The sequence below is a fragment of the Actinomadura sp. 3N508 genome, assembly GCF_044326375.1.
GTDB lineage: Bacteria > Actinomycetota > Actinomycetes > Streptosporangiales > Streptosporangiaceae > Spirillospora.
In genome coordinates, this window is record NZ_JBIRAX010000014.1 from 139,296 (window position 1) to 163,656 (window position 24,361).

The 24,361-nt window shown below is 69.0% G+C and carries 17 protein-coding genes and 1 pseudogene; 7 read left to right on the top strand and 11 right to left on the bottom strand.

Translation table 11 applies throughout. From position 1 onward, the window contains the following. Nucleotides 1-117 precede the first annotated feature (117 nt). From ACH34S_RS36985 to ACH34S_RS37010, 6 genes are read right to left on the bottom strand one after another with little or no spacing between them, the layout of a single operon-like run. Nucleotides 118-1,356 carry a TIGR02679 family protein gene (locus ACH34S_RS36985; RefSeq protein WP_395957556.1) on the bottom strand — a complete coding sequence of 413 codons (1,239 nt, stop codon included), beginning with the start codon at nucleotides 1,354-1,356 and terminating at the stop codon, nucleotides 118-120. Further along, nucleotides 1,353-5,420 (bottom strand): TIGR02680 family protein, encoded by a 4,068-nt coding sequence (locus ACH34S_RS36990; RefSeq protein ID WP_395957557.1) that lies wholly within the window; start codon nucleotides 5,418-5,420, stop codon nucleotides 1,353-1,355. The genes ACH34S_RS36985 and ACH34S_RS36990 overlap by 4 nt, the downstream gene beginning before the upstream one ends. After that, the gene (locus ACH34S_RS36995) at nucleotides 5,417-6,595 is read right to left on the bottom strand and encodes a TIGR02678 family protein (RefSeq protein ID WP_395957558.1); all 1,179 of its coding nucleotides are present in this window, start codon (nucleotides 6,593-6,595) and stop codon (nucleotides 5,417-5,419) included. The genes ACH34S_RS36990 and ACH34S_RS36995 overlap by 4 nt, the downstream gene beginning before the upstream one ends. Further along, entirely contained in the window at nucleotides 6,592-8,139 is a 1,548-nt protein-coding gene (locus ACH34S_RS37000) for a TIGR02677 family protein (RefSeq protein ID WP_395957559.1), read from the bottom strand. The genes ACH34S_RS36995 and ACH34S_RS37000 overlap by 4 nt, the downstream gene beginning before the upstream one ends. Next, nucleotides 8,136-9,134 (bottom strand): CBS domain-containing protein, encoded by a 999-nt coding sequence (locus tag ACH34S_RS37005; RefSeq protein ID WP_395957560.1) that lies wholly within the window; start codon nucleotides 9,132-9,134, stop codon nucleotides 8,136-8,138. Before ACH34S_RS37005 ends, ACH34S_RS37000 begins: the two co-directional genes overlap by 4 nt. Beyond that, entirely contained in the window at nucleotides 9,131-10,876 is a 1,746-nt protein-coding gene (locus ACH34S_RS37010) for a DUF262 domain-containing protein (RefSeq protein ID WP_395957561.1), read from the bottom strand. The genes ACH34S_RS37005 and ACH34S_RS37010 overlap by 4 nt, the downstream gene beginning before the upstream one ends. Nucleotides 10,877-10,999: 123 nt before the next feature. Between ACH34S_RS37010 and pglW the strand changes: the two genes are divergently transcribed. Together pglW and pglX are read left to right on the top strand one after the other, a co-directional pair. Further along, nucleotides 11,000-15,277 carry a BREX system serine/threonine kinase PglW gene (gene pglW / locus ACH34S_RS37015; protein WP_395957562.1) on the top strand — a complete coding sequence of 1,426 codons (4,278 nt, stop codon included), beginning with the start codon at nucleotides 11,000-11,002 and terminating at the stop codon, nucleotides 15,275-15,277. Then, on the top strand, nucleotides 15,274-18,951 hold the full coding sequence (gene pglX / locus ACH34S_RS37020; RefSeq protein WP_395957563.1) for a BREX-2 system adenine-specific DNA-methyltransferase PglX: 3,678 nt from the start codon (nucleotides 15,274-15,276) through the stop codon (nucleotides 18,949-18,951). Before pglW ends, pglX begins: the two co-directional genes overlap by 4 nt. 14 nt (nucleotides 18,952-18,965) lie before the next feature. Here pglX and ACH34S_RS37025 read toward each other — a convergent pair whose 3' ends face one another. From ACH34S_RS37025 to ACH34S_RS37035, 3 genes are read right to left on the bottom strand one after another with little or no spacing between them, the layout of a single operon-like run. Next, on the bottom strand, nucleotides 18,966-19,166 hold the full coding sequence (locus ACH34S_RS37025; RefSeq protein ID WP_395957564.1) for a hypothetical protein: 201 nt from the start codon (nucleotides 19,164-19,166) through the stop codon (nucleotides 18,966-18,968). After that, nucleotides 19,163-19,501: a hypothetical protein gene (locus ACH34S_RS37030; RefSeq protein ID WP_395957565.1), complete on the bottom strand. Its 339-nt coding sequence runs from the start codon at nucleotides 19,499-19,501 to the stop codon at nucleotides 19,163-19,165. Before ACH34S_RS37030 ends, ACH34S_RS37025 begins: the two co-directional genes overlap by 4 nt. Beyond that, complete coding sequence (locus tag ACH34S_RS37035; protein WP_395957566.1) at nucleotides 19,498-19,698, bottom strand: hypothetical protein; 201 nt, start codon at nucleotides 19,696-19,698, stop codon at nucleotides 19,498-19,500. The genes ACH34S_RS37030 and ACH34S_RS37035 overlap by 4 nt, the downstream gene beginning before the upstream one ends. Nucleotides 19,699-19,907: 209 nt before the next feature. On the opposite strand from ACH34S_RS37035, the pseudogene ACH34S_RS37040 reads away from it, so the two are divergent. From ACH34S_RS37040 to ACH34S_RS37060, 5 genes and pseudogenes are all read left to right on the top strand, one after another. Next, nucleotides 19,908-20,090: pseudogene (locus ACH34S_RS37040) on the top strand (helix-turn-helix domain-containing protein); the annotation flags it as partial. Then, nucleotides 20,006-20,704, top strand: a complete 699-nt coding sequence (locus ACH34S_RS37045) for a DUF5753 domain-containing protein (RefSeq protein ID WP_395957567.1) — start codon at nucleotides 20,006-20,008, stop codon at nucleotides 20,702-20,704. The pseudogene ACH34S_RS37040 and the gene ACH34S_RS37045, both read left to right, overlap by 85 nt. Continuing rightward, nucleotides 20,701-20,964, top strand: a complete 264-nt coding sequence (locus ACH34S_RS37050; protein WP_395957568.1) for a DUF397 domain-containing protein — start codon at nucleotides 20,701-20,703, stop codon at nucleotides 20,962-20,964. Before ACH34S_RS37045 ends, ACH34S_RS37050 begins: the two co-directional genes overlap by 4 nt. Nucleotides 20,965-21,179: 215 nt before the next feature. After that, the gene (locus tag ACH34S_RS37055; RefSeq protein ID WP_395957569.1) at nucleotides 21,180-21,569 is read left to right on the top strand and encodes a hypothetical protein; all 390 of its coding nucleotides are present in this window, start codon (nucleotides 21,180-21,182) and stop codon (nucleotides 21,567-21,569) included. Further along, the gene (locus ACH34S_RS37060; RefSeq protein ID WP_395957570.1) at nucleotides 21,566-23,140 is read left to right on the top strand and encodes a caspase domain-containing protein; all 1,575 of its coding nucleotides are present in this window, start codon (nucleotides 21,566-21,568) and stop codon (nucleotides 23,138-23,140) included. The genes ACH34S_RS37055 and ACH34S_RS37060 overlap by 4 nt, the downstream gene beginning before the upstream one ends. A gap of 5 nt (nucleotides 23,141-23,145) precedes the next feature. Here the strand turns inward: ACH34S_RS37060 and ACH34S_RS37065 are convergent, their stop codons facing one another. Next, nucleotides 23,146-23,247, bottom strand: coding sequence for a cold-shock protein (locus ACH34S_RS37065; protein WP_395957571.1), 102 nt, complete (start codon nucleotides 23,245-23,247; stop codon nucleotides 23,146-23,148). After that, on the bottom strand, nucleotides 23,244-24,257 hold the full coding sequence (locus ACH34S_RS37070) for a protein kinase (RefSeq protein WP_395957572.1): 1,014 nt from the start codon (nucleotides 24,255-24,257) through the stop codon (nucleotides 23,244-23,246). The genes ACH34S_RS37065 and ACH34S_RS37070 overlap by 4 nt, the downstream gene beginning before the upstream one ends. Nucleotides 24,258-24,361 lie beyond the last annotated feature (104 nt).

Consider the following 24,361-nt stretch of genomic DNA (forward strand, 5'->3'; position numbering starts at 1 on the left):
CCGGCCGCGACACCCGCTGATCGAGCGCAGGGCGCGGTACTCCCGCCCGCCGAAGAAGCTACTGTTCCCGCCGATACGCCGCAAGTATTGACATCAGATGCAATAAAGCCGAGACGATCAGCAACCCAACGTCACCGCATCGGCGAGATCGGCCAAAAGAATCTCGGCGACCGTCTCCTCCAGTACGGCGGCATCGTGCTGTCGCAGGTTCTGAGCGAGTTCGGTGTCCCAGGGCGCCTCGGTGATCCTGCCGGGGACGGGGCATGCGCTCCTCGCCGCCCGCAGCCCGGCAAGGTAGTCGGCGGACGACATCCGCCACGGCAGCGCGCCGGTCTTCGCCATGACGTAGGCCGCGATGCGCAGCCCTTCTCCGTCGAAGTCGCCGTGATAGCGCAGCGTCGTCCCGGGCCTGGCGAGTGCGCGCAGCAGCCGGACGACGGCGCCGTTCGGCCAGCCCGACGAGCACACCAGCGGCGGGCAGCCCGCGCCGAAGCGCCGCACCGCCAAGGCGAGGACCGTCGGGTTCTCGGTCACCCACACGTCCCGGTCCGCGACGCGCGGGCCGGGCGAATCGCGGAGCTGCTGGAGGGTGATCACGCTCGCTTGGCCTTCGTCCGCCCACATCCTCAGCGAGCGTGCGAGGACGTCCGAACCGGGCGGCCTCAGTCCTGCGGCCAGGACGCTGGTGGACAGCGCGTCGCATTCGACCCCGGCGCGTTGCCAGAGGGCTCGGCGTTCCTGCGCGTCCTTCGGGGGCTCGACGTCATAAAGGATCGCCTGTGCGCGCAGGACGAGTCTGGACAGGCGGCCGCCGTCGTCCAGTGCATGCGAGTCGCCCAGCACGTCGTTGGCGAAGGCGGCGAGTGGCCTGCCGTCGGCGGGCAGTGCCGCCATGACGGCGAGCACCTGCTCCAGAACCTGCCGCGTGGACGGAACCGAACCGCCCACCAGGCCCTGCCGCCGGACGTCGGCCGTCCACCCGAGCAGTACGGGTTCGCCCGCGACGACGGGGTGCGATTGGAGCCACTCCCATAGCGCTTCTCGCTCGCGGTCCCGTTCCCTTCTATCTCGTGCCCGGTCCCCGATGGACCCGCAGATCGTCTCGGTCACCGTCCTGGAGTCGGAGCCGGGGCCCGCCAGGTCGCGGACGGCGGCGTCCAGGCGCGCCACGGCGACGGTCGTCGTGGCCGGCGGGTAGCGGTCCAGGCCGAGCAGGTCTGCCAGTGCGGCGCGCTGCGCGTCGCTCAGGTTCTTGACGGTGACGCGGCTGACCTGGGTGCCCGTCGAAAAACGCTTGTGCAGTTCCGTCCACAACGGCCGCAGGTCGGCGGCGCGGAGCCGTTCGGGGATGGTCATACCGGCACGCCGTCCTCGTCGGCGGGTTCGGTCCGGTGCCCGTCCCAGATGAACCGCGCGGTCGTGACGGCGTTGTCGCCGTCGCCGTCCGCGCCGGTGATGAGCTGGTGGATGGCGATGCCGTCCAGTTCCCGGTAGTCGCACCACTCGTGGTCGGACGTGAGCACCATGTCGAGTTGCAGGTTCACCAGCAGGTCGAAGACCTGGCCGCGGTTGGCGGTGTCGACGCCGACGAACACCTCGTCCAGCAGGATGAAGCGGGGGCACCCGGGGTCGGTCTGGTAGTGGGCCGCGACCGCCGCGAACAGCGGCAGGTGCAGCGCGATCGCCTTCTCGCCTCCGGACAGGGCGCCGTGCAGTTTTCGGGTGAGGTCCTGCCAGCCCCGGCCGTCGGCTCGTTCGAGGCGGACGGTGAAGCGGTGCCAGGCCGTGTAGTCGAGGACGTCCATGAGCTGCTCCTCCCAGCTCGCCGCCGTGTTCGCGGCCCGCGCCTCCTCGACCCGGTCGCGGAAGAACCGGTACAGCGCCTCCCGGTCGTCGCCGCTGAGCCGTGCGGGGTCGCGCAGCAGCAGGTCGCGGGCCGCGCGGACGCCGGGCGGCTGCTGCGGGTCGATCTGCCAGACGAGCCGGACGGCGACCTGGGAGGCGGTCCGCACCCGTTCCAGCCGCGCGTTCATCCCGTCGACGAGGTCGTGCGCCTGCCGGATCCGGTCGGCGAGGTGGCGGCGCGTGTCTCCGGCGAGGGTCCGGTCGAACAGATCGCGTTCCTTGGCGGTGATGTCGTGCCGCCGCTGGTCGCGTTCGCTGCGCAGCGCCGCGCTCAGTTCGGCCGCGCCGACGCGCACCCCGTTCATCGTGGCGGTGAGCACCTGGACGTCCTCGTCCGGGACGAGCTCCAGGTCGGCCTGGTCGGCGAGAACGTCCCGGGCGTGGTGCAGCGCATCGGTGAGCCGCGCCGCCGCCTCCCGGACGTTCTTCGGCTCGTGCGGCGTCCGCCCGAGCCGTGCGGACACGGTGCGGGCACCCTCCAGCGTCGCCTTGACACCGTCGCCGGGCGCGAGCGGCACGTCGAGCCCGGCGTCGGACGTGAGGTGCCCGGCGGCGAGGTGCCGGAACCTGACGGCGGCCCGGTCGCGGTCGGCGACCGCCTCGTCGCGGGCCCGGTCGGCGGCCTCAACGACCGCCGTCAGCCTGCCGATCCGGCCGCTGAGGTCGCTCAGCTCCCCGCGCAGCCCCTTGCAGCGGCGCTGGTTGAGGTCGGCGTCCGCCTTGACCCGCTGCAGGTTCTCCAGCACTTCCCGATGTTCGGCGCCGATCGTGGCCTGGAGTGTCCGGAGCCGCTCGGCGAGTTCGGCGGCGGCCTGCGCGTCGCCGTCGGCCCGAGCCTCGGACTCTGCGGCGGTGTGCTCGTAGTCGCGTGCGGTCCGGCCGGTGTCGGCGGCGCGTGCGTCGGCCGCGAACAGGGCCGCGGAATGCTCGATCCAAGCGTTCCCGGTCTCCCGCGCGTCGCGGAGGGCGGTGGCGAGCTTCGCCAAGGCCTCCTCGCTGACCGGAAGCCCGTGCTCGGCGCCCAGCGCGGTGAGTTCTCGCAGCGCGCCGGTGACTGCGTTCTCCCAGTGCCGGACGTGCTCTTCCGCGCCCCGCAGCTCGTCCTCACGATGCGCGAGGTCCCGCTCCGCGCCCTCCAGCTTCTTGGCGGCGTCGGTCAGTGGCTTGTGCCGGGGACGGTCCCCGAGTTCGGCGTCGAGCGCCCCCTCGGCGGACTCCACGTCGCGGAACGCGGACGCGCAGCCGGCGACCTCTGCCTCCAGGACGCCGATCTGCGCGTCCAGCTCGTCGATGCGCAGCCGCCTGGCACGCTCGCGCGCGGTCGCGCCGATGTACTCGGGCGCCGGTTTGGTCCAGCGGCCGGTGACGGTGCCGACCCGCCAGGATCCGTCCGGGCCCGCTGCGGCCGCATGGTCGGCCTCCAGCGCCGTTCCGGCGAAGGCGACCCCGGACAGCACCGCGCGCAGCACCTCCGGCGGCACACCGGTCCCGGGTTCGGGGACGAGAACATCGGCCAGGTTCCGGCCGGCGAAGGGACGGGCGAGCAACGACGGAGCGAAGGCGTCCTCCTCGTCGCGGAGGAGGCCACCGTCGGGCAGGACCCACACGTCGAGCAGCCCGGCCGCCTCCAATGCCGCCTCGATGCCGGCCTGGTCGCCCGGCGGGACGCCGTCCGCGAAGGCGACCAGTCTCCACAGCGGCCCGCCCGGGCGTCCCGCACGTTCCGCCGGACGGCTCCGGACGGCGGCAGGAGCGATCGCCTTCCGCCGGGCCAGCTCATCACGTTCCCGCCTGCGGCCGGCCAGCTCCTCCTCGATCCGGGAGCGCCGCGCTTCGATACCGCTCCGCGCGGCGGTGAAGCGCCGGATCGCCTCGGCCTGCGCCGCGAACACGATCTCGCCGCATTCCCGCTCGTCGTCGACGGCGGCGCGCAGCGCCTCCCCGTCGAGCGGCGCGAGGTGCACGCAGGCGCCCGCCCAGGCCGCGAGTGCCCCGGCGAGCGCGTCGCGGACCCGCGCATGGTCCCCGCGTGCGACGTCGCGGGTGCGCGTCGCCTTGGCGAGCCGGATGCGGCGGGCGTCGCGGTCGGTCTCCGCCTCCGTACGGCGGTCGACCGCCGTGCGGTGCCGTTCGATCGCCTTCTTCAGCTCGTCGATCTGCCTTTCCCTGCTTCCCACGGCGGCCGCTGTGAGCTCACGCGCCCGCTTGACCGCCGCGGTCGCCGCCGCCTCGTCCCCAACCGGCGGTACGGCTTCGATGGCGGCCGCCGCCTCGCGGTGGACGGCCGCGAGCCCCGCCCGTTCCGCGGCGCGGGCGGCCTCGGCGGCGGCCCGCTCGGTGAGGGAACGCCGGGAGGCGGCGTCCTGGCGGGCCTGCTCGGCGCCCTCGCGCCGGCGTTCAGCCTCCTGAGCATGGCGTCTGGCGACCTTGCGGGTGTCGGCCGCGGTGGCCTCCGCCTTCCGGGCGGCCTCCTGCAGCGTGGCGAGGTCGTGTCCGGCCCGGTACGCCTCGCTCTCTACGAGCGCCTCACGTTGCGCGACGAGCATCCGGCCGCGCTCTTCCTCCCCTTCCAGCAGCTCCGCGGCCCGCTCGTGGTCGGCTTTCGCCCGCTCCTGATCCTCCCGGCCCGTGCGTGCCTTGGCGGTGCGGCCGTCCATCGTGCTCGTCGCCGAGATCAGCTCCTGCGCGGCGGCCCGCAGGACACGCTGGGCGTAGGTGCGCTGCCGCGCCGCGAGCTGGTCGGCCTCGCGGACGTGGTCGTCCAGCCGCCGCAGTTCCTCCCGCTGCCGGTCGAGGCGCTCGAACCCCTCGGCGATCTCGTGTATCTCGCCCTCGCCGAGCGGCGGCAGCGCGCTGGACAGCAGCTGCGACAGCAGCCCGGGGTCGAGGCGCTCGGACAGCTTCGGGGTGCGGAGCTGGCGCAGCGCGGTGAGCAGCGAGTCGTAGCGCTGCTCGGTCAGCCCGCCGTAGAGGGTCCGCCGGACGGTGGTCCGGTACTCGTCCGCGGATTCGTGGACGTGGCCGTCCGCCCCGATCGCCTCGCCGAGGTGCGTGCGGGTGAGGGGCCGTCCGCCGTCGCCGGTCAGCGACAGGCCGCCCGGGACGCCGACGCGGCGGCTCGTCGTGAAGTAGGCGGGCGTGACGTTCTTGGTGTTGGACGTGGCCTGGAGCCGTGCACCGCACGTGAACCAGTGCCCGTCCCGGGTGAACTCCAGCCAGACGTAGCCGACGCGGGTGGTGCCGGTGTGCCCGTCCCCCATCAGGTTCCAGTGCATGGTCCGCTCGCTGCCGCCGAACGTCGACAGCCGGGACGGCTTCAGGCTCGCGTCCAGCAGGTAGGGAAGCAGCAGCTCCAGGACCTTGCTCTTCCCGCTGCCGTTCGGGCCGCGCAGCAGCAGCCGTCCCTTGTGGAACTCGAACACCTCGTCGTAGTAGCGCCAGACGTTGAGGATTCCGGCGCGGACGGGCTTCCAACGCGGGGACGCCTCGCCGTGGATTAGTTCGGTGACGGTCATGTTTCCTCTTGCCGGACGGTGTACCGGTGGGCCGCGGGCAGGATCGCGACGCGGTCGTCCTCGCACCTCGCGAGCCCGAATCCGCAGAGGGTCGCGATGGCGTCCTCGGCGAGCCGCCGGGCGCCGCCGTCCGAGCGGTAGGCCATCGCCCAGCGCGGGAACCGGTCGAGGACGCGCTCGGCTTCGCGTGCGAGCCCGTCCATGGACGAAGGCCCTTCCCGTGTCAGGACGTCCAGGAGCAGCAGCGCCGCCACCTTCGCGTGGCCTCCGTCATCGGGGAACCGGGAGTCGGTGGCGAGCCCGTCGGGGTCGACGAGGAGGTAGCCCTCGGAGCGTTCTTCCAGTTCGAGGCCCGCCTCGGCGGCGGCGCGGCGGAGGATCTGCCGCCCGGTCGGCGAGGCCGCGTACGCCAGCTCGGCCGGGGTGAGGTCCGCGCGGTAGACGACCGGGTCGTCCAGAAGGCGCCGCAGCAGCGCGTGCCGGGCCCACAGGTTGCGCTGGGTCTCGGTCGGCTCCTCGCCGCCGTACCGCCGTTCGACGGTCAGTTCCGCCAGGTCGGGCCAGTCGGCGTCAGGGAGCCGCGACGGCGCGACCGGCGCGGACAGCAGCCGGATGACGCGGGTCGCGTCCACCCGGTAGAGCACCTTGGCCTCCGCGCTGTCGAGGAACGCGTCCGTCGCGCCGTCGACCGCGGTCACCGCGCCGTAGTGCTCCAGCAGCTTCAGCGCGTCCACGAACGCGGCCCGCTCGTCGCCGCGCACCGGGGCGAACGAGGGGACGTGCTCGTCCGCCGCTGACGCCTGCACGACCCGCTGCGCGAGCATCCCGATCGTCGTGACCGGCCCCGCGAGCGCCTCCGCGGCTACCAGGCACAGCAGCGTGTACCGGCGCCGGTCGAACGGCGCGCGGGTCGTGCGCCGTCGCCTCGCCGGACGGGACGGATCGCCCGCCCGGACCTTCACCAGCCGCGCATACCCGAGCCTCGGTTCCAGGTAGAGCCGCCACCCGCAGTAGTAGTCGAACCATTGGGCGAGCGTCCGGTGCCGGAGCCGGATCAGGCCGAAGTCGTCCGGGTCGGCCTGCTGGGAGATGAGCGGCCTGCCGAGCAGCAGCCGGATCGCGCGGGAGATGTCCTCCTTCTCCGCGCGGACCATCTCGTTCTTCAGCACGCTCATGCGCCCGCGGCCCTCCGCTCCCGCGCGGGCATGGTCGCCGTGAACCGGATGTCGACCAGGTAGTCGGGGCCGCTGAACCATCCTCTCGGCGTACGCAGGACGGCGGTGCGTCCGTCTTCCGGCGGCCACAGCCGGACCTCGATCCGGCCGTCCGTCGTCAGCGCCCGCCGCCCGCCGTCAGAGCCCGGACGTACGGCGAGGGCACGGCCGATCAGGTCGAGCAGGCGCCGAAGCGTGTCGTGTTCCAGCCGCGCGAACGACGACAGCCGCAGCGCGCCGTCGGTCGCGAGCCACTGCCAGGCCGCCTCCAGCTCCGCCCGCTCGCGCCGTGCCCGCTCCCTGCGCTCGGCGCGCAACGCCTGCACGTCCCGCACGCCGCCCGTCCGGCCCATCCGCTCGGTGCGGCCACTGGTGCGCAGCAGCGCCGACACCTGCACGGACGGCGTCTCCTCCCAGCTCGCCGCCGTCGGAATGGGTTCGGCGTCGGCGTGCGCGAGATGGGCGTGCCGCGCGGGCGCCAGGCCGAACGCCGTCCCCCACAGCCGGTGCGCGTCGTCGTCGCTCGGCGCGTTCGCGAACCATCGGGCCAGGACGCGGAAGTCGGCCGCCGCGCTGGACGACCGCCGCCGCGACTCCGTGATGCGGTCCAGCACCTGAAGCAGCGACACGATCGCCCTGCGCGCCACGTCGTGCAACTGCCGGACGCGCGGCGTGCCCTCCTCGGGCCGGAACCACAGCCGCAGCCCGTCCCACTTCGCCATCCGCGCGGACAGCCAGGCCGTGGCCGTGTCGGCGCCCTGACCAGGCGGCAGCTCCGCCCCGTCCAGGGCCCGCCGGTGCAGGACGCTGACGCCCCGCTCCTCGACCTCCCCGAGCGCCGCCCCGATCGCGTCCGCGCGCACGTCCAGGTTCGTGAGGAACTCCTGAAGGTAGGCGACGGTGGCGCTCTTGACCTCGCTGAACGTCGTCAGGTCGGCGCCTTCCGCGCGCATCAGCCGCTGAAGCTCGCCGTTGAACTGCTTGGTGTTGTTCCGCAGCGCGTCGAGGTGCCCTTCGAGTTCCTGGAGCGTCGAAAAGATCCGCCGGTTCACGGACGGGTCATCGTCCTTGAGCAGCTCGCCGAGTTCGCCGAGCCGGTCCGTGATCGCGTCCAGGACGGCCGTCTGCAGCGCACCGGACGAACTCAGCACCGCCAGCGCGTGCTGCACGCCCGCGAAAGCGGCCTCACCTCTGCGGGTCAGCGAATACTGGAGGTTCTTGCGCTCGTACTCCTCAGCCGTCGCGTAACTGCCCGCATGGTTCTGGACGACGTCGAGGAGCTTCCATTTGACGAGCTGCGCCAGCGTCCGGATGAGCCCGTCGTCGTCAACGGGCGCGTAGTACCCGACCGTCCGCAGCCGCTCCCGCACCTGGTCGAACGTCAGCGACGTCTCCAGCCGCTCGTTCGCGTCCCCGAACGCGTACATGACCGCCGTGTGCAGATCCGCGCGATCGGTTGTGGTGAACGAGAACATCCCCTCCGGCACGCGCGGCAGCGCCGTCATGGAGCTCCGTCCAGTCCCTTGATGAATTTGATGAAGGCGCTCAGGGCTCGCGTGTGCTCGTCCCGGACGCCCTCCGGGCTGAAATGCATGACGTCATTGCGGATCACGCGGACGCGGTCGAGCTTGTCGACGAAGACCTGATGGTCGATGTCCGCCCACCCGCAGCGCTGGAAAAGCGTCGTGTCCTCGAAGATCTTCTTGTAGTCGCCGAACATCAGGTCGTCGGCCCCGGAGGTCTTGTTCGGATAGCGGGCCTTCCGCCGCATCTCCTCCACGGTGCAGATCTTCCGGACCAGCCGCCTGAGTCGCTGCTCGATCTCGCTGAGCAACACGAACGGGTTGGCCAGCCCGACGAACTGCTCCGCGAGATCGGCGAGCGTGACGATGCCGACCAGCTTTCGGTCTTCGTCCTCCACGAACGCGAACCCACCGGCCCAGATCCGCGACGCCTGCTTGAGCAGGTCGTCATCACATTTCAGGACCTCGGGAAGGGGGTCGAGCGCGGACCGGAGGTCGCTCTTTCCACGCGCCTTGGCGAGGCGAATGGAATCCCACGTGATGGCGCCACGCAGCAGCCCGTCCTGAAGGACGGCGAGCTGGGAGAAGTCGTCACTCAGCATCGTCGTCTCGGCGTGCGCCAACGTGCCGTCGATGTCCACGGACGTGACGCCGCGCGTCGCGCTCGGCAGCTCCCGCACCCGCAACGACACCCGGACGGGCGCCTCGTCGTCCACCTCGGACACGGCGGCCGGTGGCTCCGGTGCGGCGGCTTCCGGCGCCGGCACGATCTCCACGGTCCGTCCCGCGTCCGCCAGGACGGGGACGGTGGTGAGCCCGTGCGAGGCCAGGTCCGACGTGATCTCCTGGACGACGGCGTCGCTGCGGATGGCGTAGCCCCAGTGCCACAGCAGCTCGCGGACGCCGATCTCCAGCGGTTCGGGGGCTCGGCAGCGCTTGACGGCTTCCTTCAGGAACGCCGATGCACCTCCGGTCACGCCGTGACCTCCCGTCCCATGGCGCGCCTGATCAGCTTGACCAGTTCTTGCATCCGGGTCCCGAAGAAGGCGTCGAACTCGGAGAAGCGCACGAACTCGGGCTGGATGAAATGGGACGTCAGCGCGTCGTCCAGCCAGTTGGGCCGGATGCCCGTCTCCCGTTCCAGCAACTCCAGGCCCATGCGGGGCGCGTTCTTCCCGAGCGTCTTGGCCGCGCGACCGGACAGCAGCGTCTTGTTCACCACGCTGTCGCGGCGCTGGGCGTCGATTCCGTGCTTGTCGCACCAGGTGGCGGGGAAGATCCGATGGATGTCGACGGTGCCGTCCGCGACCTGGTCACCGGTGATCGGCTTGTCGGTGTAGTACCAGTCGACGCTCTCCTCCTGGAGCAGCAGGGCGAAGACGCCCTTGTAGGCGGCGCTGTTGCGGCTGTTCATGGTGAGCAGCCGCTGCCTGACGAAGTTGGCTTCCTGGATCGACTCCGGCTCCCGCCCGCCGCGCAGCCAGGTCACGACCTGCTCGACGTCGCGCGGGAAGCGGCTGTCGGCCGTCCCGCCGTACTGCTCGCCGAAAACTCCGCACCAGTACCACTTGGCGAGTTTCTCGTGCGCCTCCGGTTCTTCGGTTTCGCGTCCGAGGATCGTCCGGATCGCGGCGAGCGGGGGGAGCTGCGTCCGGTAAGGCAGGTCTTCGGAGCGGAAGATGCATTGGTCGGTCAGGAACTCGCCCGCCCAGTGCAGCGCGTCGGCGATCTTCGGCGCCCACTCCAGGTAGTCCGCGAGCTCCAGATCGAGCAGGTCGCGCCGCTTGCAGCTGATCGGCACGCCTTCCTTGTGGTACGTGGACGCCAGGCAAACGGCCTGAAGGAAGTCAGTGTTCTGGAGCCCGCCCAGCACGGGATAGGCGGCGGTCAACTCGTCCCGGGTGGCCTTCCAGTGGTCGGGCAGGTGGAACTCGCCATGCTCCCCGGTGTACTCCTCGTCGCCGGCGAAGGTGGCGGTGAGCAACTCGAACACCGTGAGCTGGACGCCCTTCGTGTTCACCTTCTCGAAGACCGTGCAGACGGCGTCCCGCGGGGTGTCCTTCTCCAGCCTGATGAGCGGCACGGAGTATCCCTGCACCTTCTCCAGCACGGCCACGCGGAATTGGATCCAGGCCGCCCGCCGTTCCGGGGCGCCCTCGGTATAACCCCATTGCCATTGCTCGATCTTTGAGCTGTCGAAGACGTACCAGAGCGGGAAGTAGCCCTTCTCGTATTCGAGGCCGGTTGTGGACAGATCAAGACCGGCCCGCCGCCCCACCGGCTTTATGATCTTGTCTTCGGGAAGCGACCGGATCGCCGATTCCCGGTCGGCCTTCGGGTCGATGGCCGTCTCGATGTGGATGTAGTACCAGAGGTTCTTCGGGTCGTCCCGCTGGTCCATCGTGTCGACCGGGCGTCCGGACCTGAGGGCCTGGTACAGGGCGGTCATGCGCTGCTGGCCGTCCAGGAGCAACTGCTCAGGCTTGACGCCCTCCGCGGGCTGAACTCCCTGCAAGGGACGGGTCTTGAACTTCCCCCCGGGCCCGCCCGTGGCCAGCGTCATGACGACGCCCATCGGATAGTCCATCGTTACGGTCGCAAGGATGGAAATGATGTGCTCGTCGTCCCACTTCCACTCCCGTTGGAAATCGGGTAGCTGGATGTGGCCGGCGGCCACGTCGTCGAGCATTTTCCCCAGCGGACGACTGTCCAGTGCCATAGACCGAACGGTACCGAGTCAGAACGGGTCAGTGCAGACTTTTGGGGCGCCTCAAGCGCCCGGGCGGTCGTATGCTGTCCGCCACGGGTCAGTGCCGGGACGTTGGTGAAGAGGTGGCGCGGGGTGTCCAACCGGTGGTGGGGGCCACGGTCCGACTTCACCTGGGAGGAGGAGGCCCTCCAGCACGTCCGGGCGCAGATGCCCCCGACGGAGCCGTACCGGGCGTGGCAGACGTTCTCGTTCGCGGCGCAGTCGGGGCACGTTCCGCAGGTGGACCTGCTGATCGCGACCCGCGCCGGGCTGTTCCTGGTGGAGATCAAGAGCCATCCGGGACGGGCCGTCAACAGCGGCAGCACGTGGATCTTCCACGGCGACGACCGCACCCGCTCCTTCGAGAACCCCCTCTTCGCCACCGACCTGAAGTGCAAGCAGCTCCGCGAGCAGCTCGAATGGGCCCGCGACCAGCTTCCCGGCATGCAGGGCCTCCGCATCCCGTTCATCCGCCCCGCGGTGTTCCTGTCGGCGCCCGACCTGCGCTGCCTGTTCGACGACTCCCAGAAGTTCAACGTCTACGGACGGGACGGCCTGGAAAAGGACACCGGCCTCCCCGGCATCTGGACGGGTCTGCTCGGCGGCTCGGCCCGCAGCCGCCGTGACATCGTCGAGCCCGCGCTGTCCAGGCAGCTCCACAAGCTCCTCACCAAGGTCGGCATCTCGGGGCTGCGCAAGCACCGCAAGGTCGGCCCGTTCGAGCTGGCCCCGCAGCACTTCGACGCGGGCCCCACCTGGGAGGACTATCTCGCCAAGAACACGGCCCTCCCGGACGACCAGCCGCGCCGCATCCGCATCTACCTCTCCGAGCTGAGCGCCGACCGGGAGAGGCGGGAGTCGACGCGCCGCGCTGCCCGCCGCGAATACCTCGCGTTGCAGGGCATCTCCCACGAAGGGATCGTCCAGGCGGAGCAGTTCAGCGACGAGCACGAAGCGGGCCCGGCGGTCATCTTCCGGCACGGCGCCGACTGGACGCGCCTGGACCACTTCATCGCCGAACGCGGCGCGGACGTCCCCGTCGAGACGCGCGTGGAGATGATCAGGCAGCTCGCCGAGGCCCTCGACCACGCGCACCGCCGCCACCTGTTCCACCGGGCGCTCGCGGCCCGCAGCGTCTACGTCGAGATGGACGGCCACTACCCGCGCCTCCGCATCTGCGACTGGCAGGTGTCGGCGCGCCCGAACTCGGGCTCATCGGGCCGGCCCACTGCCCTCGCCGCCCGCAGTACCCTCTCCGGCTCGTCGAGTGGCGGCCCATCGCTCGCCGCGCATCTCGAAGCCGCGTCCGGCCCCTACCTCGCGCCCGAGTTCGGCAACGGCGACGCGCAGGGCACGCCGCTCGACATGTTCGGGCTGGGCGCGCTCACCTACCTGATCCTCACCGCGCAGCCCCCGGCCCGCGACCGGGCGTCCCTCCAGGCCCGCCTGTCGGATCAGCAGTCGCTCGTCCCGTCGGCGGTGTCGGACGCCGTCACCCCCACGATGGACGGCCTCGTCGGCGGCGCCACCGCCGTCCAGCCGGTGGACCGGCACGAGACGGTCCGGGAGTTCCTCGACTGGCTGGAGCAGGTCGAGGAGGAGATCACCGCGCCGGACGAGTCGGACGAGCCCGACCTGCTGGAGGCGGTGAAGGGCACGATCGTCCAGGGCTGGACGGTCGTCCGGATCCTCGGCAAGGGCTCGACGGCGAAGGCGCTGCTGGTCGAGCGGGACGGCCACGAGCAGGTCCTCAAGGTGGCGCTGAACGAGGCGAGCCGCGAACGCCTGGAGCACGAGGCGGCGCAGCTCCGCCGCCTCGCCGACCGGCACATCGTCCGCTGGATCAAGGGCCCGATCGAGATCGGCGAGCGGTACGTGCTCGTCCTGGAGCAGGCGGGCCGGCAGACGCTGTCGCAGTTCCTCCGCAGCCAGGGCCGGTTGACGATCGACGACCTGCAGAACCTCGGCACCCACCTGTTCCGCGCGGTCGGCTACCTGGAGGAGGAAGGCGTCTGGCACCGCGACATCAAGCCGGACAACCTCGCCATCAGAGAGCTGCCGAAAAAGGGTCGCCGCCTGGTCCTGTTCGACTTCTCCCTCGCGAACGCCGCCGCCCGCGACATCGGCGTCGGCACGCCCCCGTACCTGGACCCGTTCCTCGGCGCCGAACGCCGTCCCGAGTACGACGACGCGGCCGAGCGGTACGCGATGGCGGTGACGCTCCACGAGATGGCGGGCGCCGAGCTTCCGTCCTGGGGGGACGGCGTCGCCGCCCCGAACCTCCTGGACACCACCGAGGAGGTCCCCCAGCTCGCCGAGGACAGTTTCGACCCGCTGCTCCGCGAACGTCTCGTCGCGTTCTTCCGCAAGGCGCTGCACCGGGACGCCGCGCGCCGCCACGCGTCGCTGCACGAGATGGAGCTCGCCTGGCAGGACCTCTTCCGGGGCCTGGACGAGACCCTCCCCCCGACCACCCCGCAGACCGTCCACACCCAGTCCGACGATCCGGAGTCGGCCCGCGAGCAGGCCGCGACGGCGGTCACCGCGGACACCCCGCTCGTCGCCGCGGGTCTCACGTCCCGCGCGCTGTCCATCGCGTTGCAGCAGCTTGAGGTGTCGACGGTCGGGGAGCTGAGCAAGGTCCCGTCCGTGCGGATCCAGCGGCTGCGCGGCGTGGGCCTCGGACCGCGCAACGAGCTGGTGAAGCGGGCCCGCGAGTGGCGGCAGCAGCTCGCGATCGCCGAGAAGGCCGGAGACGCCGGGCGCGCCCCCGCCGCCGCGGACCCGCGCATGCTGGGCCTGGACGAGGTCGCCGAGCAGCTCATCCCCAAGGATGTGGGACGCAACGGCACCGAGATCCGCGTGATCCGGGTCATCCTCGGGCTCCCGGTGGGCGGCGAGCCCGCGCCTGTCGCGCAGTGGTCGTCCCAATCCGCGGTCGCGAAGGAGCTGGACCTCAGCCAGCCGCACGTCACCCGCCTGGTCGGCAACGCCCGCAACCGCTGGGCGAAGAACGTCCCGGCCGTCACCGCGCTCCGCGCCACCGTGCTGGACGTCCTGCAGGCCCACGGCCGCGTGATGGAGGCCCACCGCCTCGCCGCCGCCCTTCTCGCCGAGCGCGGCTCCGAGCTGGACGACCCCACCGCCCGCCGCGCCCTCGCTGGCGCGTGCCTCCGCGCCGCCGTCGAGACCGAAGAGCACCTGGACAATCCGCGCCTCGCCCGCCGCCGCGCCGGCGACCGCGTCCTGATCGCCTCCGTCGCTGAGGACGACCCCTCCGCCCCCACCGAGGAGGAACTGCTCGACTACGCCGCCGAACTCGGCCGCCGCGCCGACGGCATCGTCGACCTGCCCGACTCCGCGCCCCTCCCCGGGACAGCGGCGGTGCTGGACGCGCTGAACAGCGTCCCGCGTCCCGAGGGCATGCCGCCCCTGTCGGACCTGGACCTGGTGTCGCTCGCCGCGGACGCGTCCCGCAACGCCGCGATGACCGCCAGGCTGGAGCTGTACCCGCGCGACCTCGCGCCCCGCAAGGCGCTCCAGCTCGCCCAGGCCGCCAGCTACCTGGGCCCGCCCGGCCTGCTCCCCCACCAGCTGCGCGACCGCGTCCTCGCCCGCTTCCCCGAGATCGCGCACCTCCCCGACCCGGACGAGCTCCGCACCGTCCTGCGCCGCGAGCTGAACATCACCGTCAACGTGACACCCGGCCCGGACGGCGAGAACCGCTACGTCGTGCCGAGCCGCAACATGCTCACCCCGCTGAGCGGACGCGGCAGGCCCGGCCGCACGACACGGCTCGCCACAGCGTCGCCGAGCGCCGAGACCTGGGCGCGACTCGCCGGAGCCGCCGAGGAGGGCGGTTTCCTCGCCGTCAAGGCGTGGATGGACGAGTCGACGTCCGTGCTCGGCGTCCTGACCACCATGCCGGACATCACCCCGATCAACGTCGCCCGGACGTTCCTCACCACGCTCCGCGCCATCGTCACCGAACGCGGCAGGCCCCGCTGGGAGACGGTGCTCGCCGCGGACTCCCCCGACGCGTCCCCCACCGCCCGCGCGGGCTTCGAGAAGCTCGTCGCGGAAGTCTGGGACCGCATGCAGGACGAGATACGCAACACCCCCGGGACAGTGCTGCTCCACGACGCCACCCCGCTCGCCCGCTACAAGGGCGGCATGGAACTGCTGACCCGCCTCAAGCTCGCCGCGCTCTCCCCGGACGAGGGACCGCACGGCCTGTGGGTGTTCTGCCCGATGCCCGACCCCAACGCGGAAGCCGCTCTTGACCATACGGTCGTCCGCGCCATGGGTGAGAATGAGCAGCTCGCCGTCCCCGGCGGGTTCGCGTTGCAAGACACGAGGAGCGCTTCATGATCGACCCGGCCGCCCTGCTCAACGACTTGAAGCCACGGGTCAGGGCGCTGGAGAACGATCTACGCGAGCGCGCCGCGGAACCCGAGTTCGCCGGACAGCTCGAAGAGGAGTGGGACAAGGCCGTCCGCCGGAACCGCACCGCCGCCCAGTACCCGTCCTGGCTTGAGGACCAGATCACCCAATCCGCCGTCGCCTGGGTGCTGAACACGGTGTTCCTGCGCTTCTGCGAGGACAACCACCTCATCGACGACGTGTTCCTCTCCGGCCGCGGCGAACGCCTGGACCTCGCCAAGGAACGGCAGCAGCTCTATTTCGAGCAGTCGGACAACGCCAGCAAGACCGACCGCGAATGGATCGAAGAGGGCCTCGCCACGATGGCGAAGGCGTCCCCGGTCGCCGCCGGACTCTTCGACCGCGACCACAACCCCATGTGGCGGATCACCCCGTCCCTTGAGGGGGCGAAGACCCTCATCGACTTCTGGCGCCACTCCCGCCCGGCCCAGCCGGAGGACGAGACGGACGCGGCGACCGTCCCCGTCCACGACTTCACCGACCCGTCCTGGGACACCCGCTTCCTCGGCGACCTCTACCAGGACCTCTCCGAGCACGCGAAGAAGAAGTACGCCCTGCTCCAGACCCCGGAATTCGTCGAAGAGTTCATCCTCGGCCTCACCCTGGACGAGGCCCTCAACGAATTCGGACTCGACCCCGAACCCCCGGAAGCCTGCCCCGAAGAACTCGCCCTCCCCCGCGGCCTGCGCGTCATCGACCCGACCTGCGGCTCCGGCCACTTCCTCCTCGGCGCCTTCCACCACATCCTCGACCGTTGGAAGGCCCAAGCCCCCGCCGCCGACAAATGGGACCTCATCAACCGCGCCCTCTACTCCGTGCACGGCGTCGACAAGAACCCCTTCGCGGTCGCCATCGCCCGCTTCCGCCTCCTGATCGCCGCCATGCAGGCCGGTGAAATCAGGCGCCTGAAGGACACCCCGGACTTCGCCCTCAACATCGCCGTCGGCGACTCCCTCATCCACGGCCGAGGCGGCCCCGAACTCGACCAGGGCCGCTGGGAATTCACCGAAGACGGCGAACTCGCCGAACCCGAACCCGTCTTCACCTACGCAACAGAAGACGTCAGCGACTACATCAAAACGGTCGACCTACTCGGCGTCGGCAGCTACCACGTCGTAGTCGGCAACCCGCCCTACATCACCGTGAATGACAGAACGGAGAACAAGAACTACCGCGTTTATAAGAGTTGCTCAGGCACCTATGCCCTATCTGTGCCCTTCGCCGAAAGGTTCTTCCAACTCGCCATCCGAGCAGGACAGGATCGCCGGGGCGCAGGCTACGTCGGCCAGATCACCGCAAACTCCTTCATGAAGCGGGAGTTCGGCAAGAAGCTCATCCAAGAATTTTTCCCGACCATCAGACTCACTCATGTCATCGACACTTCGGGCGCCTATATTCCCGGCCACGGCACACCGACCGTAATTCTGGTCGGCCGTCGCGCTTATCCACGCGACGAGTCGGTCCGCGCCGTCCTAGGTAATCGCGGCGAACCTGGTCAACCAGCTGATCCGGCGGCGGGCGTTGTCTGGCAGGCGATCATCAAAAATGTGACCACTACTCTCCCTTTCGACAATGAGTGGATAGGCGTCGCCGACGCAAATAGAGAGCGCTTTTGTCGACACCCTTGGAACCTCAGTGGCGGGCATAACACCAGGCTGTTCGATCGCATCGAATCAAATAGCAGCATGTCACTACAGTCCATACTCTCCTCCATTGGAAGGACCACGAACCCAGGCGAAGACGAGGAGTATTTTCTTCCAGATATCTCCACCGCACGCCGATTGGGCGAGGAACCCTACGTTCGCGACCTTATCATTGGCGAGCATGTGCGAGACTATTCCTTTAAAGACGCAATATCGCTCCGGTATCCTTATTCCGATAGCCTCGCCTCAATCAGCGTATCGGATGATCACTTCCTTCCGCGACGGAGCCTTTGGGGCGCACGCTCCATTTTGCAACGGCGCGTCATATTCGGCAGAAATCTCCTGGAGACAGGGCACGCCTGGCATCGCTACCTAGAGAGCTATCCCGAAAGACTCAAATCTCCCCTCGCCATATCTTTTGCCTTCGTCGCGACACATAATCATTTCGTCCTCGACGAAACAGGGAAACTCTTTAAGCAGTCGGCACCAGTGATCAAGCTGTCATCTGCTGCCGACCTGGAGGACCATTACTCGCTGCTTGGCCTATTGAACAGCTCTACCGCATGCTTCTGGCTCAAGCAGGTCAGTCACCCCAAGGGTGGAAGCGGAATCGGGCGAGGCGTTCAAGATGAGGCCTGGGAAGGTCGATACGAATTTACCGGCACGAAACTTCAAGACTATCCGCTTCCAGCAAAGTCCATCCCGCACCTGGGACACAGGCTCCACAAACTCGGCGAACGATTGCAGGAAGTGATCACCTCAATTGTCAAGGAAAACCCTGCGCCGGAGCTGCTGAACAGAGCACATCGGGAATGGAACAAGACCCGAGCGGACCTGATAGGAATTCAAGAAGAAGCCGATTGGCAGGTTTACCAGCTATATGGGCTGCTGACTGAAGAAGAGGCGGCGGAGCTGGTTGCTGATTCAGAGTCCGTGCCTGGGGTGAAGTTGGGTGAGCGGGCGTTTGAGATTGTGCTGGCGCGGAAGTTGGCGGCCGGTGAGGTCGAGACGCAGTGGTTTGCGCGGCATGGGTCTACGCCGGTCACGGAGGTTCCGGGACACTGGCCGGAGGAGTATCGGCGGGTGGTGGAGAAGCGGATCGAGACGATCGAGAAGCTTTCGCAGACCATCGGGCTGATCGAGCGGCCGGAATACAAGCGGCGGTGGGCGTCGGAGCCGTGGGAGAAGAAGGAGAAGGATGCGCTTCGGGGGTGGTTGCTGGATCGGTGTGAGGCTCGGGAGCTGTGGTTCGCTCCGGATGAGGCCGGTCAGGAGCGGCCGAGGATGGTGACGGTCGGGCGGTTGGCTGATCGGCTTCAGGACGATGCCGATTTCGTGTCGGTGGCGCGGTTGTATGCGGGTGAGGAGGTCGAGCTGATCGACATCCTCACCGAGATCCTGGATGCGGAGCATGTGCCGTTCATTCCGGCGCTTCGGTACAAGGACTCTGGGTTGCGGAAGCGGGAGCAGTGGGAAGAGACGTGGCGGTTGCAGCGGATAGAGGACGAGACAGGCGAGCGGCTCGATATCCAGGTTCCGCCGAAGTACACGAGTGCGGACTTCGCGAAGAACTCGTACTGGCGGAATCGCGGGAAGTTGGATGTGCCCAAGGAGAGGTTCATCTCGTATCCCGGGGCCAGTCCGGACGGGGACAAGACGCTGCTGCTCGGGTGGGCCGGGTGGGATCACGCTCAGCAGGCGCATGCGCTCGTGACGCTCATTGAGGAGCGGACGACCCGGGATGGGTGGGAGCTTGAGCGGCTTATGCCGCTGCTGGCCGGGCTGGACGAGGTCTTGCCCTGGGTTAAGCAGTGGCACAGCGACGTTGACCCGGAGACCGGGTTGAGCCCGGCCGTCGCCTACGAGGGGTACCTCTCGCAGCAGGTGGAGCGGTACCCCGAACTCTCCCGGGAGGAGCTTGCCAAGTGGCGGCCTCCCAAGAAGGGCAAGAAGAAGTAGGCGGACGGCCAGGCTCATCGGGTCGTGATCTCCCGGAGGCGCTGGCGGAGGACGAGAGCGTCGCTGGCTCTGATGAATATCTCGTCGCCCTTGACCGCCATCCAGATGGGGCGGCCAGGGTCGGCGACGATGCCGAAGCCGGGGAATTCCGCCCTCAGCTCGGCCAGGCGGACGGCTGTGTCCTGCTGCCAGGTCCCGGTTGCGGTGGTGTTCATGCGGGGGCTCCCAGGTAGCCCTTGATCATCACCAGGGCGTCGGTGATGCGCTCCGTCTCGGCGATCGGCTGCTGCCAGGACGTGAAGTACCAGTAGCGCCCCTCGTCCCCGTCGTGGGGGCGGCACGTGATCGTGTCGCCGGCGACTCCTCGGGCACCGCAGCAGGTTCGCGCGGTGGAGGTCGTGTTGCGGACGACCAAGCCCCCAGCCACCTGGTGGATCGTGAACCCGTGGGCCTTGAGGTGCATCCCCAGCATCTTCAGCCGGACGTACGACTCGACGGCCGGGCTCCGCTCGTCCTTCTGCTGCCGCTCGTCCTGCCCCGGGCTGCTCACGTCCGCCTCCTCGTGGACTCGGCGAGGGCGATCCGCTCGGACAGGCGTGTCTGCGCGTCGCAGAGGAGCCAGAGCTCGCCCTCGTCCTGTGCCTGCACCTGGTCCAGGCAGCCGTTGAGGAACTGGTACGCACTGAGCCAGCCGATGCGACGCGCAACGATTCCGTCGCCCACCCGCTCAGGGCGCCATCCGGACATGAGGGGCATTCGCCCCACACTCGTGGAATTGTTCGATATCAGCCTCTTGTACATCTAGGGGACCTCGTTTTGAGTCGTTGCGTCGAAAAGCTTGCATTCACACTCGCGGTCCGGGTTAAAGTGCGGTAGTGACCGCTCCACACTGACGGTCAACCAGGGCAAAGATCACGTCAACCACTCCCCCCGTGGTTAACCCTCCGGAGGCTTCAATGGGCGAAAACCAGGCGCGCGTCTTCTTCGGTACGGAACTGCGGCGCATGCGAGACGAGGCTGAACTCACGGGAAAGGAACTGGCGGACGCGCTCGGATGCACGCCCCAGTGGATCAGCACCATGGAAAGCGGCCGGAAGGTCTCCGAGCAGAGCGCACACGACCTCGACACGTACTTCGGGACCGGCGGTCACTACCACCGCCTGTGGAAGCTCACCAAGGACATCGAGGTCCAGTTCATCCTCCCGCCCAGCTTCCCGGAGTACTTGGAGTACGAGAGGAAGGCACGTCTTACCGTGTCTTCAGCGCGCTCCTCGTCAACGGGCTCTTCCAGACCGAGGACTACGCGCGAGCCATTCTCACCAACACGGACGGAGCGAACTCGACCGAGTTCACAGCGAAGCGCATGGACAGGCAGGCCGTCCTGACCCGCGACAACCCGCCGCACGCCTGGCTCGTGCTGGATGAAACGGTGCTGCGCCGCAATGTGGGAAGTCCGGACATCATGAGGGAGCAGCTCAATTACCTGCTCACCGCCTCCGAGCGGATCAACACGATGATCCAGGTCATCCCCAGCAGCACCGGATACCACGCCGGACTCGGTGGGAGCTTCACCATCCTGAGTTTCGACGAGGAAGCAGACCTCGCCTACACCGAGTCGGCTGGTGAAGGACTCCTGATCGAGAAGCCTGCCAGGATCAAGCACAAGGTCGTAACCTGGGACTTGATCCGGGGCTATGCGCTCCCCATTGAGGAGTCCAGGGCCCTGATAAGGAAGGTGATGGAGGAGCTATGAATAACGTGCTCCGTACTAAGTGGCGCAAGAGCAAGCACAGCGGCCACAGCGGCGGCGACTGCGTCGAGGTGGCAGGACTGTGGCGCAAGAGTAGCCACAGCGATCACAACGGCGGCGATTGCGTTGAGGTGGCGGACCTCTCCCCCGTGGTCGGGGTTCGGGACTCCAAGGATGTGGACGGGCCGAAGTTGACCTTCAGTGTCGCGGCCTGGTCGGCGTTCACTCGCGAGGTCAAGAGCAGCGCCCACGACCTGGCCTGACGTCCCCCACCAAAGCACTCCCCCTGCGAGCCCTCGGCCGTCCATGCACCAGGCCGGGGGCTCCTCCATGTTCGGGCCCCACCGTCGCGGCTCCTGGCAGGCCACAAGTGGCACCTTTTTCTTTCAGCCCCGGCACTGCAATCGCGGGCAGTTCAATGATGGGCAAGGGCGCCCGTGCACCCGCAGGACGGTCGGCGAACGGAGACACTCGGGCCGTGAAGATAGGCATCAGCGTCGTAGGGACGACCGACGACCAGGAACTCGTCGGCCTGTACCGATGGATGGCCAGAGATCACGTTCTGACACGGCGGAACCGGATCTCCACCGTCACGGCAGCGTCCGCACCCGGCGAGCAGGGCGGCGCCCTGGAGGCGATCAACGCGGTCGCGGGCAACGCCATCGCGCTGAGCAGTCTCGTTGTCGCCGTCCTGGCCCACCGCAGGAACGGCCCTGCCGACAGGAGCCGGGGAACGGTCCGCATCGAACGCGACGGCATCGTGGTGTCGATCGAACCCGGCAGCGAGTTATCGGCCGAAGAGATCATCGAACGCCTGACGCGCGAGCCCCTTTCCGACGAGGACACCCCTGGCGGCTCTCAGCCATGACCCCGCCATCGCGGCGGCTTTCCGACCCAGAGCGATCCCGGGTCGTGCTGGTCGGAACGGCCCGTTACCGCCACCTCCCTGATCTCCCGGCCGTGGCCCGCAACCTGGACGCACTCGCCTCCACGCTCACCCAAAGCTCGTGGGGACTGCCGCCGGAGAACTGCATCCAGCACCTGGACACGGACGATCCGCGCGCCATCCTCGACGATCTGCACGCTGCCGCCGACGAGGCGACCGACACGCTGATCTTCTACTACGCCGGTCACGGCCTCGTCGATGAACTCGGAGGCAGCAATCGTCATTTGCACCTGGCACTGCCCAATGCCAGCAAAGACCGCTTCCACCATGGCCTGGTGTACGACGACGTCCGGCGCCTGATGCTCAGCCACCGAAGCATCGCCTTGCGGAAGGTGGTCATTCTGGATTGCTGCTACTCGGGCCTGGCCACCGCGCAGAGCACCGCAACCGATCTGGGGCCCCTGACCGACATCCACGGCAGCTTCGTGCTCACCGCCACCTCCGCGACCGCACCGGCGTTCTCGCCCCGCGACGAGACCTACACCGCGTTCACGGGCACCCTCCTGGAAATCATCAGTGACGGCGTGCCCGGCGCGGGGCCCGCCCTGAACATGAAGACCGTCTTCCAGCACCTGACTCGCGAGCTCCGGTCCCGTGCACGCCCCGAGCCCACGGCGAAGAACATCGATTTCGGTGCCGACATCGCCTTCCTGGCGAACGCCGCTCACCGCCACTCCGCACACTCTCGGGACCATGCCGACGTCGGTTCCGGCCGGGTCGAGGACCTCGGCGAGGCCGGCCGGGCGCCGTCCGGCTACACCCCCATGGAAATCGGGCCGCTCCGCTGGAACCCCCAGCCGCCCGAGCCCGCGGTGGAAGGGCCCGTTCCCGCGGGTACTCCCCTCACCAGTTCGGTCACCAATCTCCTGACCGCGATCTCCGACGGAGTGGTCCTTCCTCTCACCAGATGGGCGATGCGCCCTTTCACCAGATCGACGACGACGGAACCGGCTCGGGCCGCACCCGGTCAACCGCGCCCTCCGATATCCGGCCGCAAATCGGGGATCTATTTCGCCGCCGCCTTCGTGGGAATGATCGGGCTTTTCTACGCGGCGACCGTATTCGGCAGGGCCACGGCCGAGACGTCCCTGGCGGGCCGGGCACTGAGCGGTCCCGGCCCGGTCACCGTTCCCAAGGCGCCGGGAGAGTCCACCAGCGGCTTCGCCTGGGCGGCAGGGGAACCGGTGCAGACCGAATTCCGGCCGGGCGGTACTCAGGCCACGCAGCTCCGCGGCGTCCTCAAGGCCACCGTGCCCGAGGGATGCCAGACCAAGAAATTGCATTGGGGGATCACCGTCGACGGCCGCCAGGTCGGACGTGGCGTCCTGACGGCCGAGAACGGACGCCAGGTCCGCACTCGCTACGATCTCGGGCGCACTCCGCAGCACATCATCATCACGGCCTGGTGGGACGCCGACGCCGCCCCCTGTGTTTTCTTCAGATTGACGTGGCGAGACCCCCACATGCCGAACACCCTGCAATGGTGGTGGTGACCTGATCAGAGTCTCTCGATGGACTCGGCCTGCGGGCCGTGCCGACCTTGGACGACCTTGAAGCGGACACGCTGTCCGTCCACCAGCGTCCGGTGGCCGCTCATCATGATTCGCGAGTAGTGGGCGAACACGTCCGGCCCGGGCGGTCGGGAGTAATGAAGCCGAAGCCCTTCTCGTCATTCCACCACTTGACACTGCCGAGGTGGTACCCATCAGGCCGGGAGGGCACGGACCTCTGCGGCGGAGTGGCCGACGACTGCGCGACCACGGGCGGCGGCGCCTTGGTGGCCGGGAACGTCACAAGATTCTCTATGACCGGTCTCAGGCTCTTGGCGTCGACCATCCTGCTCGATCTGTTCTTGGACAGGAGGACCAAGACGATCGTGTCCCAGTTCTCGGGGACTCCGGGGTGAACCGAGCTGGGCCTGGGCGGTGCCGTCCGGACATGGTCGAGAAGGACGGTGACGGCCTTACCCTCGAACGGCACCCTGCCCGTCAGCAGCTCGAAGAACGTGCAGCCGAGCGAGTACAGGTCGCTCCGCTGGTCGATGTCCTTGTCCTCCACCTGTTCGGGGGACATGTAGGCAGGGGTGCCGATGACCATTCCGGACGCTGTGATGCGCGTGTAGTCCGCGGCCTCGGCGTACGCCGCGATACCGAAATCGACGAGCTTGATCGTGCCGCGCGGCATGAGCATGATGTTCTGCGGCTTGAGGTCCCGGTGGTAGACGCCCGCCTCGTGCGCCTCGGTGAGCGCGTCGCAGATCTGGAGACCCCATGCGGCCACGTCGGCGGGGTCCTGCGGGCCGCGCCGCTTGACGAGGGCGCCGATGTCGGTGCCGGGGACGAACTCCGTGACGACGTAGTCGCGGTTCGCCGCCTTGTCGCGGCCGTAGTCGTAGACGGCGGCGATGTGCGGGCTGACCAGCTTCGCGGCCGTTCGGGCCTCCCGCCGCAGGCGGGCCGCGGCCTCGGGCGCCTCGTTGAGTCCCGCGATGACCTTGACGGCGACGGTCCGATCCAGCGTTTGGTCGTGCGCCTTCCAGACCTGCCCCATACCGCCCGAGCCGACCAGTTCGTCCAGCCGGTACCTGTCTCCCAAGACCTCAGCGGCCATCCCACTCCCTAACCCCGGCACAGCACTTCATAGAGGATAGCCGTCACGGCTCTCTGAAATGGCCCCATGTCGCGCATAGCGCAATTCTGGTCACTGTCCAGACT